General features: G+C 71.2%; 17 protein-coding genes. 10 read left to right on the top strand and 7 right to left on the bottom strand.

All coding sequences use genetic code 11. The features are described from left to right. The first annotated feature begins 107 nt into the window (after positions 1-107). Both ABZ471_RS01695 and ABZ471_RS01690 read left to right on the top strand, forming a co-directional pair. Positions 108-407 carry a hypothetical protein gene (locus tag ABZ471_RS01695; RefSeq protein WP_359061226.1) on the top strand — a complete coding sequence of 100 codons (300 nt, stop codon included), beginning with the start codon at positions 108-110 and terminating at the stop codon, positions 405-407. Between the two features lie 175 nt (positions 408-582). Continuing rightward, on the top strand, positions 583-1,476 hold the full coding sequence (locus ABZ471_RS01690) for a hypothetical protein (RefSeq protein WP_359061224.1): 894 nt from the start codon (positions 583-585) through the stop codon (positions 1,474-1,476). 51 nt (positions 1,477-1,527) lie between these two features. Here the strand turns inward: ABZ471_RS01690 and ABZ471_RS01685 are convergent, their stop codons facing one another. Further along, positions 1,528-2,160, bottom strand: a complete 633-nt coding sequence (locus tag ABZ471_RS01685) for a VOC family protein (protein ID WP_359061222.1) — start codon at positions 2,158-2,160, stop codon at positions 1,528-1,530. A 99-nt stretch (positions 2,161-2,259) separates the two neighbouring features. On the opposite strand from ABZ471_RS01685, the gene ABZ471_RS01680 reads away from it, so the two are divergent. The 3 genes from ABZ471_RS01680 to ABZ471_RS01670 all read left to right on the top strand — a co-directional run bounded on the left by ABZ471_RS01680 (position 2,260) and on the right by ABZ471_RS01670 (position 4,200). Then, a complete protein-coding gene (locus ABZ471_RS01680) occupies positions 2,260-2,910 on the top strand; it encodes a ThuA domain-containing protein (protein ID WP_359061220.1) in 651 nt (216 codons plus the stop codon). 160 nt (positions 2,911-3,070) lie between these two features. After that, complete coding sequence (locus ABZ471_RS01675; RefSeq protein ID WP_359061218.1) at positions 3,071-3,934, top strand: isocitrate lyase/PEP mutase family protein; 864 nt, start codon at positions 3,071-3,073, stop codon at positions 3,932-3,934. After that, positions 3,931-4,200 (top strand): hypothetical protein, encoded by a 270-nt coding sequence (locus tag ABZ471_RS01670; RefSeq protein WP_359061215.1) that lies wholly within the window; start codon positions 3,931-3,933, stop codon positions 4,198-4,200. The genes ABZ471_RS01675 and ABZ471_RS01670 overlap by 4 nt, the downstream gene beginning before the upstream one ends. A gap of 97 nt (positions 4,201-4,297) precedes the next feature. Here the strand turns inward: ABZ471_RS01670 and ABZ471_RS01665 are convergent, their stop codons facing one another. Together ABZ471_RS01665 and ABZ471_RS01660 are read right to left on the bottom strand one after the other, a co-directional pair. After that, positions 4,298-4,501, bottom strand: coding sequence for a hypothetical protein (locus ABZ471_RS01665; RefSeq protein ID WP_359061213.1), 204 nt, complete (start codon positions 4,499-4,501; stop codon positions 4,298-4,300). Positions 4,502-4,531: 30 nt separating this feature from the next. Continuing rightward, positions 4,532-5,596 carry a substrate-binding domain-containing protein gene (locus tag ABZ471_RS01660; protein WP_359061211.1) on the bottom strand — a complete coding sequence of 355 codons (1,065 nt, stop codon included), beginning with the start codon at positions 5,594-5,596 and terminating at the stop codon, positions 4,532-4,534. Between the two features lie 421 nt (positions 5,597-6,017). On the opposite strand from ABZ471_RS01660, the gene ABZ471_RS01655 reads away from it, so the two are divergent. Continuing rightward, positions 6,018-7,586 (top strand): carboxylesterase family protein, encoded by a 1,569-nt coding sequence (locus ABZ471_RS01655; protein ID WP_359061209.1) that lies wholly within the window; start codon positions 6,018-6,020, stop codon positions 7,584-7,586. Between the two features lie 121 nt (positions 7,587-7,707). Here the strand turns inward: ABZ471_RS01655 and mmuM are convergent, their stop codons facing one another. Continuing rightward, positions 7,708-8,625 carry a homocysteine S-methyltransferase gene (gene mmuM / locus ABZ471_RS01650; protein ID WP_359061207.1) on the bottom strand — a complete coding sequence of 306 codons (918 nt, stop codon included), beginning with the start codon at positions 8,623-8,625 and terminating at the stop codon, positions 7,708-7,710. A 101-nt stretch (positions 8,626-8,726) separates the two neighbouring features. On the opposite strand from mmuM, the gene argG reads away from it, so the two are divergent. After that, positions 8,727-10,175: an argininosuccinate synthase gene (argG, locus tag ABZ471_RS01645; protein ID WP_359061205.1), complete on the top strand. Its 1,449-nt coding sequence runs from the start codon at positions 8,727-8,729 to the stop codon at positions 10,173-10,175. A gap of 73 nt (positions 10,176-10,248) precedes the next feature. Here the strand turns inward: argG and ABZ471_RS01640 are convergent, their stop codons facing one another. Beyond that, on the bottom strand, positions 10,249-12,357 hold the full coding sequence (locus ABZ471_RS01640) for an autotransporter-associated beta strand repeat-containing protein (protein ID WP_359061203.1): 2,109 nt from the start codon (positions 12,355-12,357) through the stop codon (positions 10,249-10,251). A 186-nt stretch (positions 12,358-12,543) separates the two neighbouring features. Here ABZ471_RS01640 and ABZ471_RS01635 point away from each other — a divergent pair, with 186 nt between their 5' ends. Both ABZ471_RS01635 and ABZ471_RS01630 read left to right on the top strand, forming a co-directional pair. Beyond that, on the top strand, positions 12,544-13,623 hold the full coding sequence (locus ABZ471_RS01635) for a glycoside hydrolase family 43 protein (RefSeq protein WP_359061201.1): 1,080 nt from the start codon (positions 12,544-12,546) through the stop codon (positions 13,621-13,623). A gap of 1 nt (position 13,624) precedes the next feature. Continuing rightward, a complete protein-coding gene (locus tag ABZ471_RS01630) occupies positions 13,625-15,034 on the top strand; it encodes an RICIN domain-containing protein (protein WP_359061199.1) in 1,410 nt (469 codons plus the stop codon). 129 nt (positions 15,035-15,163) lie between these two features. Here ABZ471_RS01630 and ABZ471_RS01625 read toward each other — a convergent pair whose 3' ends face one another. Both ABZ471_RS01625 and ABZ471_RS01620 read right to left on the bottom strand, forming a co-directional pair. Then, a complete protein-coding gene (locus ABZ471_RS01625; protein WP_359061197.1) occupies positions 15,164-15,904 on the bottom strand; it encodes a hypothetical protein in 741 nt (246 codons plus the stop codon). Positions 15,905-15,988: 84 nt separating this feature from the next. Next, on the bottom strand, positions 15,989-17,668 hold the full coding sequence (locus tag ABZ471_RS01620; protein ID WP_359061195.1) for a rhamnogalacturonan lyase B N-terminal domain-containing protein: 1,680 nt from the start codon (positions 17,666-17,668) through the stop codon (positions 15,989-15,991). Positions 17,669-17,857: 189 nt separating this feature from the next. Here ABZ471_RS01620 and ABZ471_RS01615 point away from each other — a divergent pair, with 189 nt between their 5' ends. Next, the gene (locus tag ABZ471_RS01615) at positions 17,858-18,901 is read left to right on the top strand and encodes a rhamnogalacturonan acetylesterase (RefSeq protein ID WP_359061193.1); all 1,044 of its coding nucleotides are present in this window, start codon (positions 17,858-17,860) and stop codon (positions 18,899-18,901) included. Positions 18,902-19,021: the final 120 nt, after the last annotated feature.

Raw genomic sequence — 19,021 nt, 5'->3', positions numbered from 1 at the left:
GCGCGCTCGACGCCCTGCTCCCACCCGGCCGTCCGGCACGGACGGCGGCGCTGACCGGCCCGGGCCTGCCCGCCTCCGGCCCCGCCCCGGACATCGCCTTCGTCCCGGTGCATCCGCAGACGGGCGAGGCACGGCAGCCGCCGGGCAGCCCCGCGACCGTACCGCTGCCCGCCGACGTGTGGCTGGGCGTGGCCCGCCCCGAGGACCGGTCGCTCCTGCCGGTGACCGGCGGACTGCCCCGCGACGTCCAGCGCGACGACCCGCTGCCCCTGCGCCCGATGCGCCTGTTCCGGCCCGACTGGGGCGTGTTCATGTACACGCTGGCCAGGCTGCCCGCCGTGCGACAGCCGTGGCTGCGCGGCGTCTACGACCATCTGCGGGACTTCCGGAACGCCCGCGTGTCGTAGGCACCTGCGACCAGGTGTTGCGAGAGCGGAATGTGCACGTCACGCATGCATTGGCCGCGACCTGTCCCGGGCGTGTCCCGGGGGCGTAACCGGGTGAGGGGGCCGCGGAATCGGCCCCGTACCTCGTGGCGAAGGCTCCGGGGGGTCCGGAGTGCACGACACGAGGGAGAGCCCGATGTTCACCCAGCGTCTCGCCATGATCGCCACCACCGCCGTTGCCGGCGCCCTGCTGCTGACCGCCTGCAACGGCGACGGGACCGGCGCCGCGGGCCCGGACAGCCCCGCCGCCACCCGGCAGGCCGACGCAGCGCCGGACCTCGCCTTCCAGAGCGGTACCGCGCGGCAGAACAACGCCCCGGCCAGGACCGGCGACTGGGCCAACGGCCCCGGCAAGCCCGCCACACAGCCGGTCGCCAGGAAGTGGGTCCAGCTCAGCGCGGCCAGGGCGGGAAGCCTGAACCCGGTCGTGGTCAACGGCGCGGGCTTCACGCTCTACCGGTTCGACAAGGACACCGCGAACCCGTCGAAGTCCACCTGCAACGGCCGGTGCGCCACCACCTGGCCGCCGGTCCTCGTGGCACCCGGCGGCAGGATCTTCCTCGACGGGGTGAAGAAGTCCGACGTCGGGGTCGTCCAACGGGACGACGGCACCCTCCAGGTGGCGATCGGCGGCCGGCCCGTCTACCGGTTCAGCAAGGACCTCGAGCCCGGTGACACCAACGGGCAGGGAGTCGGCGGGACTTGGTTCGGCGTCACGCCGGACGGCACGAAGGCGGGCGGCGGTCAGGACGGCGGCAACCAGAACGACGGCGGCGGGTCGGCCAAGCCCGCCGGCAGCGTCACCCTGTCCGACGAGAAGAACTTCGGCGACCCCTCCGAGGGCCTCGCCGGCTCCGGCTGCCAGAACGTCTCCCGCGACGACCTCGCCTCCTCGCTCCAGGCCGCCGGCTCCCTGAAGATCTGGTCCGAGAAGGACTGCAAGGGCACGTCCAAGACCGTGACCGGTGATGTCGCCGACCTGTCCACCATCGGCTTCGACGACGAGATCTCCTCCGTCTTCCTCGGCTGACCGCACGGGCACCAGCCGCGGCTCCCAGCCCGGGGGCCGCGGCTCCAAGCCTCAGCCGAACGTCACCGGCCCTGCCGACGTGTCCACGGTGAAGGAGATGGCGAACGGCCCTTCTCCGAGGGCGATCTCGGTCCCCAGAGCCGACAGCAGGGGCCGGACCATGTCCGGTTCGGGCACCGTGGCCCTCACTTCCAGCAACGGAGTGACGGGCAGCCCCGAGACCGCCGGATGCACCGACTCGCCCCAGTCGATGAGGAACGGGACCAGCCCGGAGGGATGCCCGCTCCCGCCGTCGGTCAGCCGCCACTGCAACAGGGTGCCGTCGGGGGTGCGGCGGCTCATCGGGTGGACCGGCCCCGGATCGTAGCCCCGCTCACGGGCGGCCGCGATCGCCGCCTCCAGATCGGGCGGACAGATCGCCCAGGTCACCGTAGCCGGCCCGGTCAGCCGATCGACCCCGAAGGGCCGCAGCTCCACGGGCTCCGGCTGCTCCGGATCCGGCCCGATGATCTCCAGATAGCTCCGGCCGCCCAACGCGACCAGGTAGTTGCGCGTACCCAGTCCGACATGCACCCCACCGGGCGCGGGCGTCACCCCGGTCCGCGATGCGAACTCTTCGACGGTCGCGGCCAGATCGGGCGTGGCGAGCACGAGGTGGTCCAGCAGCGGAGGAATGGGCTTCATTCACGGGGAGAGTACAGCCCTCAGCGGTGGTTGGGCAGCTTCGGGAGACAGCGGACGCGGAGCGTGACTCCCGTCCCGCCGACATCGAAACTCGATCGCATGACACCTCGGCTGCTGATCTGCACCCGCACCACCGACTACCGCCACGACTCCCTGCCGGACGCCGTCAACGCCTTAGGCGCACTGGGGGAGTTCACCGTCGAGCACACCGAGGACCCTGCAGACCTGGAGCGCCCGCTGGGCGGATTCGTCGCCGTCGTCTTCCTCTCCACCAGCGGTGACGTGCTGACCCCCGCCGGACGCGAACGGCTCGCCGAATACGTCGAGACGGGCGGCGGTTTCGCCGGGGTCCACGCGGCCGCCTGTACCGAGTACGGGTGGCCGTACTACGGCGAACTCCTCGGCGCCCGTTTCGAGCGCCACCCGGAGTACCAGCCCGGGAAGGCCGTCGTGGAGGATCCCGACCACCCCGCGACCCGGCACCTGCCCGCCGTCTGGGACTTCACGGACGAGTGGTACGACTTCCGGTCCAACCCGCGCGGGCGGGTGCGGGTGCTGCTGCGGGCCGACGAGGCGTCGTACGCCGGCGGCGGGATGGGAGCCGACCATCCGCTGGCCTGGTGCCGCCGACAGGGGGACGGACGCGTGTTCTACACGGCCCTCGGACATGCGGCCGAGGCCTATCGCGAGCAGGCCTTCCTGGCCCACCTGAGCGGCGGAATCGCATGGGCGGGACAGCTCTCCGAGTGACGTTTCTGCGGTGAACCTGTTCCGCCATCGGAGTGAGTAAAGCTGGCGTAGAGCAAAGGTCACGTGCGTACCTAAAGATGCTCTTGTCTTGGCAAAGGGCGTCGAGACGCGGCGGCCCGCACCGGGCCTCGCGTCACCCACCCACCGGAGGAGCCGGACCTTGACTTACGGGAAAAAGCTGCGCGAGCGGATCGCCGGGCCCGGGACCACACCGCTGATCGGCGTGTACGACATGTACTCGGCTTCGATCGCGGCCCACCACTACGACGGGATGTTCGTCTCGGGCTTCGGCTTCGCGGCCTCCTACTACGGGCTGCCGGACATCGGCTTCATCGCCTGGCCGGACATGGTCGCCTTCGTCCAGCGACTGCGGGGCGCGTTCCCGCACCACCACCTGCTGGTCGACATCGACGACGGGTACGTGGACCCCGAGGTCGCCTGTCACGTCGTGGAGGGACTGGAACGGATCGGGGCCTCCGGGGTGATCCTGGAGGACCAGAAGCGGCCCCGCCGCTGCGGGCACGCCGACGGCAAGCAGGTGCTGCCCCTGGACGAGTACCTGGAGAAGCTGGACAAGGTCCTGGCCACCCGTCAGGACCTCGTCGTCGTCGCCCGTACGGACGCCACCGAGGAGCACGACATCCTGCACCGGGCCGAGCAACTCGCCGCGACCGACGCCGACGTGGTCCTGGTCGACGGGGTGCGCAGCGTCGAGTGGATCGAGCGCATCCGCAAGGTCGTCGGGGACAAGCCGCTGCTGTTCAACCAGATCGCCGGCGGCAAGTCGCCCCGCCTCTCGCTCGGCGAGCTGTCCGACCTCGGCGTGGACGTCGCCATCTACAGCACCCCCTGCCTGTTCGCCGCGCACCAGGCGATGGACTCCGCGCTCTCCGAGCTGAAGGCGGCCGACGGCCGGCTGCCGCACGTGGACCCGGCCGGCGGGGTCGGAGTGAAGGCGTCGACCAGCCTGCTGGAGCGCAACATCGCCCGCGACCGGCAGCAGCCCGAGGGCGTGGGTGTGTGAAGGCCCTCGGGCCCCGGCTCGGGGCGGCCGTGGTGCTCGCGGTGGCGCTCCTCGGAGCCGGCGCCGGGACCGTGGCCGCAGACTCGGGCCTGATCACCCTCATCGACGCCTCGGAGACCGTCAACTCGGAGCGGGACTCGATCCTCGAGGTCGACCGCACGGCCAACGCCCAGACCGGCAGCGGCACCGCGGGAAGTGACCACGACGGCAGCGCGGTCGACGCCATCCAGGCCATCCTCGGCGAGCGCGAGCCGGACGACGACTGAGACAGGGAGAGCGCACAGCGGCCGGGCACCCCGTGCGGGAGATGCCCGGCCGCTTTCCGTGCGCGGTGCCGCTCAGTCCTCGCCGAGGTCCGGCGCGTCAGTCCTCGCCGAGGTCCGGGCGGCCGTTCTCGCCGATCTCGACGTCCTCCTTCGGATCGTGCTCGTCGGCGGGCGCGGCCACGACGGTGCGATGCTGCGCGGGGGCGAGGGTCCGGCTCGCGGTCCGGGCGGTGCCGTACGCGGCGGTCAGGGCGACGGCGGCCACGGCCAGGGCCGCTGCGGTGCGCGGGATGGGATTCATGCCCGGGAAACCATCCTGAGCTGGGTGCGGTCACCGTGGTGCGGCCGAACGGGCGGCAGGCGGCGCGGCCGTACTCGCCCGCCCGACCAGCCGGGTCGACAGCTCCGTACGCGTCCCCTCCGGACGCTCACCCTGCATCATCCGCACCAGCAGCCGCAGCGCGGTCGCCGCCATCTCCCCGAGCGGCTGGCGGACGGTGGTGAGCGCCGGGGTGACCCAGCGGGCCTCGGGCAGATCGTCGAAGCCGACCACGCTGATGTCGTCCGGCACCCGGAGCCCGCGCTCGGCCAGCGCCGAGTACACCCCGAGCGCCATCCGGTCGGAGCACACGAACACCGCCGTCGGCGGCTCGGGCAGGTCCAGCAGCTCGTGCATGCGCAGCCGGGCCGTCGGCTCCTCGGCCCCGGCGTGCCGCACGTATTCGGCGCGGTGCCACGACCCGGCCGCGGCGAGCGCCGAGCGGTAGCCCGCCACCCGGGCGCTGCTGCACATCCTGCGCCGGTGCCCGGCGATCACCGCGATCCGCTCGTGCCCCAGCGCCAGCAGATGCTCGGTCGCGCTCACCCCGCCCTGCCAGTTGGCGGCCCCCACCGACACCACGCCGGCCGGCGGCTCGTGCACCGGGTCGATCAGCACGAACGGGATCCGGTGGTGGTTCAGCCAGGCGTACTGGGCGGGGGACAGCTCCGCGAGGTTGAACAGGACGCCCGCGGAGCCGCGCACCGTCAGCTTGTCCAGCCAGCCGCGCTCCGGGCGGTCGCCCCGGGTGCGGTTCAGACCCGCCGAGACCACCACCTCCAGGCCCGCTTCGTACGCCGCCTGCTCCACTCCGTGCAGGACCGCACCCGACCGGGAGTTCTCCAGCGAGTGCACCACGAGGTCCACCAGGCCTGGCGCCTTCGCCGCGTCGAAACGGGGTCTGCGGACGTACCCGAGACGGTCCAGTGCCTCGGTGACCCGGCGGCGGGTCTCGGGCGCCACGTCCTCCCGGCCGTTGACCACCTTGGACGCGGTCGGCACCGAGACCCCCGCCTCGCGGGCGACGACGGCCAGCGTCGGCCCAGCGGCCACGCTCGCACTCCCCGCACGGACCATAGGGAACCCGCCTCTCCGACCCGCCCTTGGGCCCTCGAACGTTGCGACCGACGCTGTCTGTGCGGCCTGCTCGCCGACCACGCAGAAAGCGCTTCCTAAGATATGTGCGCGTCAACACGGCGTGAAGACATGGGAATTCACGGGATGGGGGCGGGCAAGGCTTTCGAAACTCCGAACGGCGACAGGGAGGGAAGGAAGCGGTCGCCTCTGTGACGGCCTCCTCGTGTGCCCCGAACGGCCCAGCGCAGAGTCCGTGCACCGGAATACATCCGCGCGATGTGGTGCTCTGATGTGAACGGTGCGCGACGCACAGCGTGAACGGTGCACGACGCGGAGTGCGCACGGTGCACGACGCGGAGCGCGATGGTGCACGACGCGGAGCGCGCACGGTGCACGACGCACGGCGAAGGGCTGGTGGGCGATGACGGCAGACCAGGCGGGCCCCGTGGTCAGAACGCCCCACGGGGCCGTACGCGGCCGGTACGAGCAGGGCGTCGCGGTGTTCCGGGGCATCCCGTACGCCGCCCCGCCCTTCGGACCCCGGCGGTTCCGGCCGCCCGAGCCGCCCGAGCCCTGGAACGGGGTGCGCGACGCCGGAGCCTTCGGGCCCACAGCGCCGAAACCGCCGTATTCCGAGGCGTTCGCCCAGTACCTGTCCGACCCGGTCATCCCCGGTGACGACTGCCTCAACCTCAACGTGTGGACCCCCGAGCCGGCCCCCGGCTCCCGGCTCCCGGTCCTGCTCTGGTTGCACGGCGGTGGCCTGACCAGGGGATCCTCGGCCGTGCCCGTGTACGACGGGCGCACCTTCGCCCGCGACGGAGTCGTCTGTGTCTCGGTCAACTACCGGCTGGGCGTCGAGGGCTACGGACTGTTCCCGGACGCACCCCCCAACCCCGGACTCCGCGACCAGCTCGCCGCCCTGCGCTGGGTGCACGACACCATCGCGGCCTTCGGCGGCGACCCGGCCAACGTGACCCTCTGCGGACAGTCCGCGGGTGCCATCAGCGCCGGCGCCCTGATCGCCGCACCCCAGAGCCAGGGCCTGATACGCCGGGCGGTCCTGCAGAGCGGGCCGCCGGAAGCCTCCGAACGCGACAAGGTGCGGCGCATGGTGCGCCGCATGGCCACCCGTCTGAAGATCCCCGCCACCGCCGAGGCCTTCGCCGCCGTCGACCGTGACCAGTTGCTGCGCACCCAGGCCGAGATGGGGCGGCTGGGCAGCCCCGTCCTGGGCGGCCCCTCGTTCGGCATCGTCGTGGACGGCGACCTCGTACCCCGCGACCCGCTCCGGGCCCTGATCGACGGCGAGGCCGCCCAGGGCGTCGACCTGCTCATGGGCTGGACCCGGGACGAGTACCGGCTGTGGCTCGTGCCCGGCGGACTCCTCGACCACGTCGACCGGCTCGGCGCGGTCGCTCTGGCCGGCGCCATGGCCCGCTGCCACGTCGGCCACGAGGTGCCGCGCGGCTACCGCGCCCTGCACCCCGACGCCCGTACCGCCGACATCGTCGGCCAGATGGTCACCGACCACCTGCTGCGCGTCCCGCTGCACCGGCTGGCCGACGCCCGCCCCGGCACCTCGTACGTCTACGAGTTCGCCTGGCCGTCCCGCCTCCCCGACCTCGACGCCTGCCACGCACTGGAACTCGGCTTCGTCTTCGACACCGGTGGCGTGCCGGAGTCGGCCATGCTGGCGGGTGAGGGCGCCCCGCCGGAGCTGTGCGAGACGATGCACGCGGCGTGGGTGCGGTTCGCCGCGACCGGGGATCCCGGCTGGCAGGCCTGGGACGCCACGCATCCGGTACGGATCTTCGACGACGGTGTACCGCATACCGTATACGGTCCACGGGATGCGGAATTCGCCCTCTGGTCGACCGCCCCCACCGTCCCGGAACCGGCCCCCGCCCCCGACATCCGCGCCCCGGGAGCCGAACTCGCCTCGGCGGTACGGCGCCTGCGCCGCTCGGTGGGAGCCAGGCGCCGCTGACCGATCCGCCGCCCGCACCCCGAGGGGGCGCGGGCGACTGCGCGACCGGCCCGGAACGGCCCGTGGCTGTCCGACGACAGGACCCCTACGACCCCTGCGGCGATCAGGTGACCCCTGCCCCTCACAGCGCCCGTGCGATCGCGGCGATCTCCTCCGGCCCCACCCGGCAGCACCCCCCGATCAGCCGGGCCCCCGCATCCCTCCACGCCTTCACCTGCTCGGCGCCGAACGTGGCCCGCCCCTTCCAGGTACGCGCCTGCGCGTCCCACGCCTCCCCGCTGTTGGGGTAGACGACGACCGGCTTGCCCGTCACGCGGGCCGCCGTCTCGACCGCGTGTTCCGCATCCTCCGGGGCGCAGCAGTTGACGCCGACCGCGATCACCTCGTCCACGCCGGCGGCCAGAGCGAAGGCGTCTTCGAGCGGCTGACCGGCACGGGTGCGTCGACCGTCGACCGTATACGAAAGCCAGGCCGGCACCCCCAGCCCCCGCACCGCGCGCAGCAGTGCCGCCGCCTCCTCCGCGTCCGGGACCGTCTCCAGCGCGAGGACGTCCGGCGCGGCAGCGGCCAGCACCTCCATCCGCGGCCGGTGGAAGCGCTCCAGCTCCCCGACGCTCAGCCCGTACCGCCCGCGGTACTCGGACCCGTCCGCGAGCATCGCCCCGTACGGCCCGACCGACGCCGCCACCCACAGCGGCCGCAGGGCCCCGGCGTCCCGCGCCTGCCGGGCCGCCGCACGGGCCAGCTCCACGCTCGACGCCAGCAGCCGCGCCGCCTCCTCGCGACCGGTCCCGCGCTTGCCGAAGCCCTCGAAGGTCGCCTGGTAGCTGGCGGTGATCGCCACGTCCGCGCCCGCCGTGAAGTAGGCGAGGTGCGCCTCGGTGACCGCCTCGGGCTGTTCGGCCAGCAGCCGCGCCGACCACAGCTCGTCGCTCAGGTCGTGCCCGGCCGACTCCAGCTGGTTGGACATGCCGCCGTCGAGCACGACCGTTCCGGCGGCGAGGGCTTCGGCGAGGCTGGGGGAGGTGTCGCTGCTCATGTCACGACGCTAGTCCAAGCGGAACGGCCGGCGCGCGTACCCGGACCTGCGGTGGACCTGCGGACGTTGCATGAAAATGCGAAGTGCTGCATAGTGATTCCATGTCCAAGGTCCTCACCTCCCTCCCCACCGGCGAACGGGTCGGTATCGCCTTCTCCGGCGGCCTCGACACCTCGGTCGCCGTCGCCTGGATGCGCGACAAGGGCGCCGTCCCCTGCACCTACACCGCCGACATCGGCCAGTACGACGAACTCGACATCGAGTCCGTGCCCGGCCGCGCCTTCGCGTACGGCGCCGAGATCGCCCGTCTCGTGGACTGCCGTGCCGCGCTGGTCGAAGAAGGGCTGGCGGCGCTCTCCTGCGGCGCGTTCCACATCAGGTCGGGCGGTCGCCCGTACTTCAACACCACGCCGCTGGGACGCGCCGTGACCGGCACACTGCTGGTACGGGCCATGCTCGAGGACGGGGTGCAGATCTGGGGCGACGGCTCCACCTTCAAGGGCAACGACATCGAGCGGTTCTACCGCTACGGGCTGCTCGCCAACCCGCACCTGCGGATCTACAAGCCCTGGCTGGACGCGGACTTCGTCACGGAGCTGGGCGGCCGCAAGGAGATGTCGGAGTGGCTGCTCGCGCACGGGCTGCCGTACCGGGACTCGACGGAGAAGGCGTACTCCACGGACGCCAACATCTGGGGCGCCACGCACGAGGCCAAGACCCTGGAGCACCTGGACACCGGCATCGAGACGGTCGACCCGATCATGGGTGTGCGGTTCTGGGACCCGTCGGTGGAGATCGCCACCGAGGAGGTGACGATCGGTTTCGACCAGGGCCGCCCGGTCACCGTCAACGGCAAGGAGTTCGCCTCGCCGGTCGACCTCGTCATGGAGGCCAACGCGATCGGCGGCCGGCACGGGCTCGGCATGTCCGACCAGATCGAGAACCGGATCATCGAGGCCAAGAGCCGCGGCATCTACGAGGCGCCCGGCATGGCACTGCTGCACATCGCCTACGAGCGCCTGGTCAACGCGATCCACAACGAGGACACCGTGGCCGCGTACCACAACGAGGGCCGGCGTCTCGGCCGGCTGCTCTACGAGGGCCGCTGGCTGGACCCGCAGGCGCTGATGGTGCGTGAGTCGCTGCAGCGCTGGGTCGGCGCCGCGATCACGGGAGAGGTGACCCTGCGGCTGCGGCGAGGCGAGGACTACTCGGTCCTCGACACCCGGGGCCCGGCGCTCAGCTACCACCCGGACAAGCTCTCCATGGAGCGGACCGAGGACTCGGCGTTCGGCCCGGTGGACCGGATCGGCCAGCTCACCATGCGGAACCTGGACATCGCCGACTCCCGTGCGCGGCTCGAGCAGTACGCGACCCTGGGCATGGTGGGCAGCGACCAGCCGAGGCTCGTCGGCGCCGCGCAGGCGGCCTCGACCGGTCTGATCGGCGCCATGGACAAGGGCGGCGCCGAGGTGATCGCCTCGCGCGGCGAGGCGACGGACGAGGAGACGATGCTGGACCGCGCCGCCATGGAGTCCGGCACGGACTGAGCCCGCGGTCGTACGTCCTCAGGCAGTGGGCCCCGGCGGATTCCGTTTCGCCGGGGCCCACTGCCGTACGCCCCTACTCCTGTGCCGCGTGCCGTCCGCCCCTGCTCCGGCCCCTGCCCCGACGGGTGCGCAGGGCCGCCGGGAACACCAGGCCGCCGAGCAGGCCGAGTACGAGGACGTACGGCCACCAGCCGAAGCCCTCGGCCGCGGTGTTCGCGGTCCGGGTGGCCACGGCACTCGGACCGGCGGCGGCCTCGGCGTGGGCGCCGGGGGCGCGGCTCGCGCCGGTCGAGGTCAGGACGACGTCGTTGCCGTCGCCGCCGTTGTAGCGGATCCGGTAGTCGGTGTCGGCGAGCCTCAGCCGGGCGCCCTCCGGCAGACCGTCGAAGGCGCCCGTGGTCCGGGAGCGGCCGCCGTGCTCGACGACGGTGATCTCGGGCGCCGGGTCGGTCCCCGCGGCGGACATGTCGAAGGCCCCGGCCAGACGCAGCCTGCCCGTCACCTTCAACGGCCTCTCTCGCAGCACCAGTTCGCCCTTTGCGTGCTGCGTGTAGTCCCCGGTCACCGTCAGACCGCCCGTCACCAGGCCGTCGTTGGTCACGGCGCCCCGCACCGTGCCCTTGCCGGAGAGCGAGGTGGCCACCCGCAGCCCCGAGGTGCCCGCGTCGAGCCGCGCGGCCGCCGACGTGAGCTCGATCGCCTTGCTCTGCAGCAGAGTCGCCCCGGAGCGCAGGGCCAGCGTGCCCCTCGAGACGGTCGTCGTCCCGGTGTACGTCACCGCGTCGCCCGTGAGCGTCGTCGTCGCGGCGCCCGACTGGACCAGCGCGCCGCTCCCGCCGACGTGGGCCAGCCGCACGGGGGTCGAGACGTTCCGCAGGAACAGGGTGCCGTCGTTCACGATCCGCCGGCCGGCCGTCCCCGTCAGCAGGCCACCGTCGCCGCCCTTCGCGCCCGAGCCCAGCCGCAGCACCGCGCCCTTCCCGACGGTCGTCGAGCCGTCGTAGTACTGCGCGGCCGCGAAGGTCACGTCGTTGCCGCGCGTCCCCGCGATCACCACATCCCCGGCGCCGGGCGCGGCCAGCGTGTCGTGGTACCTGCCGCCGCCGATGGGGGCGCCCAGTGTCACCGGGCCGTTGTAGTCGAAGGTCAGCCGGGACCGTCGACCGCCGGCGGTATGCAGATTGATGTATACGGTATCCCGCGTACCTGGCATGAAGATCCGGTGCGTGGTTCCGTCGCCCCACTGAACATCGGCACCCTCGATGTTCGTACCCCGCTTGTTCAACTGGTGCGGCACGGCCCGCCAGTTCAGGCCCGGGATGCTGAGCGAGGGGTTGGTGTCGCCGCCCCGGTCGCTGTAGCTGTACTGCCCGGTGAGCACCACCTTGCTGCCCGGCCGGGTGTGCACGTTGATGTCACTGCCGTACTCCCGCTGGTAGAAGTCCTGCCGCAGGGTGATCGTCCGGTACAGCGGGGTGTCGATGATCCACGAGCCCTGGTTGAGGATCGCCCGGGCCCGGGGTAGCGCCACCGGGAACTCGGGGCGGCCCACGGCCATGCCGGTGCCGTTGTCTATGACCCCGGAGAACGGATGGGTGCCGGCGAGGTCGAGGGTGCCCCACATGTTGCGGGGCTGGGTGACCAGGCCCGAGCCGCTGATGGTACCGATGTTGAAGGTGCGGGTCAGGGACAGGCGGAGGGTGCCGTCGACGCGGACGTTGAGCTGGTTCAGCCGGTAGCCGGGCGTGTTGTAGGGGAAGTGGCCGATGAGGCCGGTGGCGCCGCCGGTGCCGTACTGCAGGGTCGCCCCGCGTTCGACCGTGATCGCGGGCGGGTCGGGGTTGGTCACGGTGGTGTACGGGTGATTGCCGCCCTGGGTGCGCACGACCTGCCGCCGCCGGGACTGGGGCAGCGTGAAGTCGCTGTCCCTGCCGAGGATCAGCGTGCCGTCGCCGCGCACCGTGAGCGTGCCCTGGCCGCGGAAGACGCCGTCGTACATGGTCGTCCCCGACGGGACGGTGACCACCGTGTCTCCGGTGAGCGTCACGTCCCGCCCCGCGAGAACCTCGGCGGTGACGTCCTGGGTGCCGGCGGCGGCGGAAGGGGAGGGAGCGCCGATCGTGAAGGCGACCGCCGCGAGGGCGCCTACGGCCGCTGCTGTCCTGTGGGTATGGGTGCGCACGACTGGGAGACGTACGGGCCCGCCGGCGGATAACAGAAAATCGCCCCCGTCAGAAATCGCTTACTCCCTTGTCCGTCAGACCCGTTGACCTCCTGGTTGCTCGCCCTTACCTTTTCGGCGTTCGGGATGACAGATGATGTTCGATAGATCGAACATCCTCGCTCACCTCACCGAGAGGCAGTCCGCATGAGCCGCGACCCCCACGCCCCCCACCCCTCCCGCCGCCTGCTGCTGAAGGGCGCCGCGGCCGCCGGCGCCCTGGCGGCCACCTCCGCGACCCCCGCCCTCGCGGCCCCGGCCGCGTCCCGCGCGACCGCCCCCTTCGTGAACCCCCTCGTCCAGCAGCGCGCCGACCCCCACATCACCCGCCACACCGACGGCCGGTACTACTTCACCGCGACCGTCCCCGAGTGCGACCGCATCGTCCTGCGCCGCTCCCGCACCCTGAACGGGCTTTCCACTGCCCCCGAGTCGGTCATCTGGCGGGCGCACGCCACCGGTCCGATGGGCGCGCACATCTGGGCGCCGGAGCTGCACCGGACAGGCGGCAAGTGGTACATCTACTTCGCCTCCGCACCCGCCGAGGACGTGTGGGCGATCCGCATCTGGGTGCTGGAGAACGCCAATCCCGACCCGTTCCGGGGAACGTGGGTGGAGAGGGGGCAGATCAAGACCGCCTGGGAGACCTTCTCCCTCGACGCCACCACCTTCAAGCACCGCGGCACCCGCTACCTCGTCTGGGCCCAGCACGAACCCGGCATGGACAACAACACCGCGCTGTGGATATCGAGGATGTCCGACCCCTGGACGCTGACCGGCCCCCAAGTCAGGCTTTCCACCCCGGAGTTCGACTGGGAATGCGTCGGCTACAAGGTCAACGAGGGCCCGTACGTCCTCCAGCGCAACGGCCGCGTCTTCCTCACCTACTCGGCCAGCGCCACCGACTACCACTACTGCATGGGCCTGCTCACCGCCGACGCCGACAGCGACCTCATGAGCGCGGCAAGCTGGTCCAAGTCCCCGACCCCCGTCTTCACCAGCAACGACACGACGAAGCAGTACGGGCCCGGCCACAACTGCTTCACCGTCGCCGAGGACGGACACAGCGACGTCCTCGTCTACCACGCCCGCCAGTACAAGGAGATCACCGGCGACCCGCTGCACGACCCCAACCGCCACACCCGCATCCAGAAGCTCGGCTGGAAGCCGGACGGCACCCCGGACTTCGGCATCCCCGTCGCCGACACGGTGAAGGAGAGTGTCTGAGATGAGACGCGCGTACGCGATCCTGCTCGCCCTGTGCTGCGCGCTCGCCGCGGCCCTGGCGACTGCCGGCCCCGCCCAGGCGGCACCGCAGACGATCACCAACGGCACCCAGTTCAAGGACACTTCGGGCAACCCCGTGCACGCACACGGCGGCGGGGTCATCAAGGCCGGCTCCTTCTACTACTGGTTCGGCGAGGACCGCAACTCCGACAACACCTTCCGCTACGTGGACGCCTACCGTTCCACCGACCTGAAGAACTGGGAGTTCCGCGGCCACGTCCTGTCCCAGTCCTCCGCCCCGGAGCTGGCCACCGCCTACATCGAGCGCCCCAAGGTCATCTACAACGCCACGACCGGCAAGTTCGTCATGTGGATGCACAAGGAGAACGGCGTCGACTACAGCGAGGCCCGCGCCGCCGTCGCCGTCTCCGACACCGTCGACGGCACCTACACCTACCGGGGCAGTTTCCGGCCGCTCGGCCAGTACATGTCCCGGGACATCACGACCTACGTGGACACCGACGGCACCGCCTACATGGTCTCCGCCGCCAACGAGAACTACGACCTGCACCTCTACAAGCTGACCGCCGACTACACCGGCATCGAGAGCCGGCTCGCCAACCCCTGGCCCGGCGGCCACCGCGAGGCACCGGCACTGTTCAAGCGGGGCGGCGTGTACTTCATGCTGACGTCGGGCGCCACCGGCTGGAACCCCAACCAGCAGCAATACGCCACCGCCACCTCCCTCGCCGGCCCCTGGACCGGGTGGAAGAACATCGGCGACTCCACCGCCTACGGCTCCCAGACCGCCTACGTCCTTCCCGTGCAGGGCAGTTCGGGCACCTCGTACCTCTACATGGGCGACCGCTGGGGCAACTCCTTCGGCGGCACGGTCAACGACTCCCGGTACGTGTGGCTGCCACTCACCTTCCCGACCTCCACCTCGATGTCCATGTCCTGGTCCCCGGAGAACACGGTCGACACCACCGCCGGCACGGTCACCGGCACGAGCGCCACGTACAACACCCTGGTCGCACGGCACAGCTCCAAGTGCGCCGACGTACCGAGCCAGTCCCTCGGGCAGGGCGTCGCGATCAGCCAGTACACCTGCAACGGCGGTGCCAACCAGAAGTGGTGGTTCAAGGACCTCGGCAACGGCTTCTACGAACTGATGGGCCGGGGCAGCTCCCTGTGCCTGCAGGAGAACGCCGCCGACGTCACCCAGGAGAACTGCACCGGCGCCACCGCCCAGCAGTGGTCGCTCGTCACCTCCGGCTCGTACGTGAACCTCAAGGCCCGAGCGAGCGGCGAGTGCCTGGACGTGTCCGGCGCGTCCACCGCCGACTCCGCCGCGATCATCACCTACACCTGCAACGACGGAACCAACCAGCAGTGGACAGGGGGTAGTTGACCGCAAGGACCGGACCGCGACGCCGCATTCGGGCCCGCGGCGGAACTCCGGAACGAACTCGCCCAGCGGGTGACATGGAGGCGGGCGGTCGCCGTTGTGCTCGGTGAGGTCCCGGAACGGTGAGCGCCGTCAACGCGCGAACGCGGCGGCGGTGACATCCCGTTCCAGGTCCGCGCGATGGAACTCGTAGGTGCCGATGTCAGAGATCTTGATCAGGATGCAGAAGCGCTCCAGCGAGGACAACTCCATGGCCACCCGCGCATACGCGCGGCGCAGGAAGTGAATCGCCGCCAGGTTGGCCATGGACGTCTGTCCGGAGACCAGGAAGACCGGGAGGCTCGACTCGGCGGGCGTGAACTTCGCCACCAGGGCGTACTCCTGGTTGCCCCGGTCGAACAGGAACTTCTCGCCGCCGACCTCTATGGCCGCCGAGTCCTGGCGGCTGCCGAGGTGGGGGTGGATGGTGACTCCGGGCAGATGGGCGGCGAGGTGGCCGCCCGTGCGGATGTTGGAGTCGCCGGTGGGGCCGCCCACGCAGAACTCGGTGCGATCGCCGTTGCTGCCGCGGAAGTCACCGGCCTCCACCGAGACCCCACAGCCCAACTCGCCTGCGAGCAGGGTCAGTTCTACGACCGCCCGCACATCCCGGTAATGCGCGGTGCCGGGTGCGTTGTACTTGCTGCCCAGCACGATCAGGCACGTCTGCCCCGGCCGGACGCCGAAGAAGGCCGCGCGCCTGTTCACCGCCCGCGTGCGCTTGGCCCGTTCCCACAACCAGACGAACCCACCGCCGAGCAGGCTGGTCACCAGCCCGATCACGACGTTCGCGACGACCGACAGAATCGTGTGCCCCCTCTCCCCGCCCGGCATCGTGCCACGGCCGGTCGCGGTCGCACCACTGGAACTGTCGACGAAGAGCCGAACCGACCCGCCCGCTCAGGCGCTGCTGCGGAATCAGGCCAGCAGATCGATCGCGTCGACCGCGGTGCCCGCGCTGAGATAGTCCGTCGTTCCCGAACCGCTCACCACGTTGATCTTCAGCACGTTGTACTGGCTGGTGTCCGTCAGCCATGCGCCGGCCGGGATGCTGTAGGTGAACGTGTAGTTGTTGCCCCGGTAGGAGCCCACCGTCAGGGACCGGGTGCTCGGCTGGGTGGGCGGGGAGGGGATCGCCGAGGTCCAGGTGTCGTTGACGGTGATCTGCGGCCGGCCGTTGGCGTACGTCGTCGTCACGCCGATCCGCAGGGTGTGCGCGGCGGCGGCCTGGGCCGCGGTCAGCCTGAAGTAGACCAGCAGACCGCTGTTGACGTCCTTCCAGAGGTACGCGGGGAAGGCGGAGGTCTCGCTGCCGCTGCCGATCACCACGTTGCCGGTCCAGACGGCGGCCCGTACGTCGGAGGGATGCGCGTACGTCATCAGGTCCGCGTTCTTGAAGCCGCTCGGAGTGCCGTTCCAGTCGCCGATCCGCCAGATCGCGCTCGCGTTGGAGGGGTCGTTGGACGAGGGGATGGTGATCGTGTTGAGGGTCGTCGTCGCGCCCGCGGATACGGTCACCTGTGTACTGTATGCAGCCAACTCGCCTTTGTAGACAGTCAGCGTGTATGCACCCGGCAGTACACCGCCGACCGAGAAGTACCCGTCCGACGACCGCGCCGCACCCCAGTACTGCGCCGCCGAGTTCGCGAGCCCCACCGTGTACGGGTACGCCGTGTTCCGCCCGGCGATGCCCACGCCCGCCACCCGGCCCCGCCCGCTCGCGCCGACGTACCCGGAGATGCCGAGCGAGTCCGCCCACGAGGTGGTGAGGTTCGCGTGGTACAGCGAGGCGGAGGGCGCACCGCCGTCCGTGAACGCGATGACGTACGGCCCCTGGAGACCGAAGCGCTGGTCCTCCGTCTGGTTCTCGCCGTAGTACAGGATCTCGTACAGGCCGCCGCCGTCGGCGCTCTGGTGGCGCAGCAGCGAGCGGTAGAACGGGCCGCCGGACGCCTTCTCGTGGTTGCTGCGCACGATCCACAGGCCGACGCTGCCGGTCGTCCAGCCGGTGTAGTCGTAGTCGATGACCCGGAGCTTCGAGTAGTGCTTGGACCGCGTCTGCCCGTCGGACTTCGCGAACACGTCCGAGGCCTCGACGGTGCTGTTCGTGTACGTGTAGGAGTCCGGCTCGTCGTTGAGGAACAGCCCCGCCTTGACTCGCACGATGTATCGGGTCGCGGAGACGGAGGTGTCCGCCTTGTTGGTCCACACGTAGACGTTGTTCTCGCCGCTGCGGGCCGCGTAGTAGTGCCTGAGGGTGCCGTACGCGACCGAGATCAGGATCGTCGAGCCGGACTGAGTGATCGTCACCGTCGACGTGCCGAGGCCGGATTCGACGTGCGAGTTCTTGCCGCCGTAGCCCTGGTACTCGGTGCCCTTGTAGACCAGCGAGGTCAGGTCGCCGTTGCTCTTGCTGACCTTGAAGACGAGGTTCGCGCCGGTGTCGACGACGTAGTGGGAGCCGTCGTCCGACCAGCCGAAGCCGGCGGCCGAGGCGGCCGGGGCGAGCGGACCGGCGAGGGCTGCCGACCCGGCGGCGGCCGCGGCGCCGAGCACGAAGGTGCGGCGTCCGACCGAACTGCTCTCAGATGCGGACATGGGGGTGCCTCCTTCGGAAGCGGGTGGGGGTGCGGGTGCTGGCAGGGTGGCAGTTGAATCGATTTCGCGAAAGGGCTTTCGCGTCCAGAAGGTTGGCAGTCTTGTGAAATCAGTCCAGATACTGGAAAGCGCTTGCCGAAGGCGATACGGTCCAGCTGTCACCTTGTCGGCGTGACGGAGGAGCCCCGAGTGAGACGCTTCAGCATCGCCCTGCTGGCGGCGGTCACCCTGAGCGGCGCGCTGTCGGCCGTACCCGCGCAGGCGCACGACCGGCAGCAGTCCCTGGGCATCGACCACTGCACCGCGACCGCCTGCCACTTCGACGTCCCGCCCGGCACGTACGACGTCCGGGTGACCCTCGGCGGCGAGGCGGCGTCGGGCACGAGCATCGGCGGTGAGACCCGCCGCTCTCTGCTCCCGGAGACCGCCGTCGCAGCCGGTGAGCGGGTCACGCGCAGCTTCACCGTGAACGTCCGCACCCCCGAGGGTGAACCGACCGGCCCCGACGGCACCCCCGGCCTCGACCTCACCCTCGGCGGCTCCGCCCCCGCCCTCGCCGGCATCCGGGTCACCCCGGCCCTGCACGCCCGGCAGATCATCCTGATCGGCGACTCCACGGTCTGCGACCAGCCCGGGGACCCGTACTCCGGCTGGGGCCAGCAGCTCCCGCAATACCTGCGCAGGGGACTGTCCGTCGCCAACTACGCGGATTCCGGCGAGAGTACGGTCACCTACCTGCAGAACCCCCAGCTGTGGGCCACCGTCCAGCCGCTGATCCGGCCCGGCGACCTCGTCCTCGTGCAGCTCGCCCACAACGACAAGACCACCGACGAGGCGACCTACCGGGCGAACCTGGAGACCCTGGTGGCGGGCATCCGGGACCGGGGCGGCGAGCCGGTGCTCGTGACCCCGATCGTGCGCCGCTGGTTCAACGCCGACGGCACCCTGAACAACAACACCGCTCTGCTGGTCAACGGTCTCGGCGTCGACCACCCGGCCGTCATCCGCGCCGTCGCCGCGGCCGAGGGCGTCCCGCTGATCGACCTCACGGCGAAGACGAAGGCGCTGGTGGAGTCGCTCGGCGTCGAGGGCTCCAAGGCCCTCTACCTCTACAACGAGAAGCGGGACAACACGCACACCTCCGCGCACGGCGCCTTCGTCTACGCGGGGCTGGTCCGCGACGAACTCCTCGCCCGACATCTGGTGCCGGAGGGCAAGGCGCGGGTGGGATGAACTCCTGGGGCGCCCCGACCGGAACCGGGGCGTCCCAGGACCGCCGACAGCGGGGCGCCACGGGCTCGCCGACGGCCGGTAGACGGAAGACGGAAGACGGAAGACGGAAGACGGAAGACG

This window comes from Streptomyces sp. NPDC005728 (genome assembly GCF_040630895.1).
Taxonomy (GTDB): Bacteria; Actinomycetota; Actinomycetes; order Streptomycetales; family Streptomycetaceae; genus Streptomyces.
This window is presented reverse-complemented; position numbering and strand designations above follow the sequence as displayed.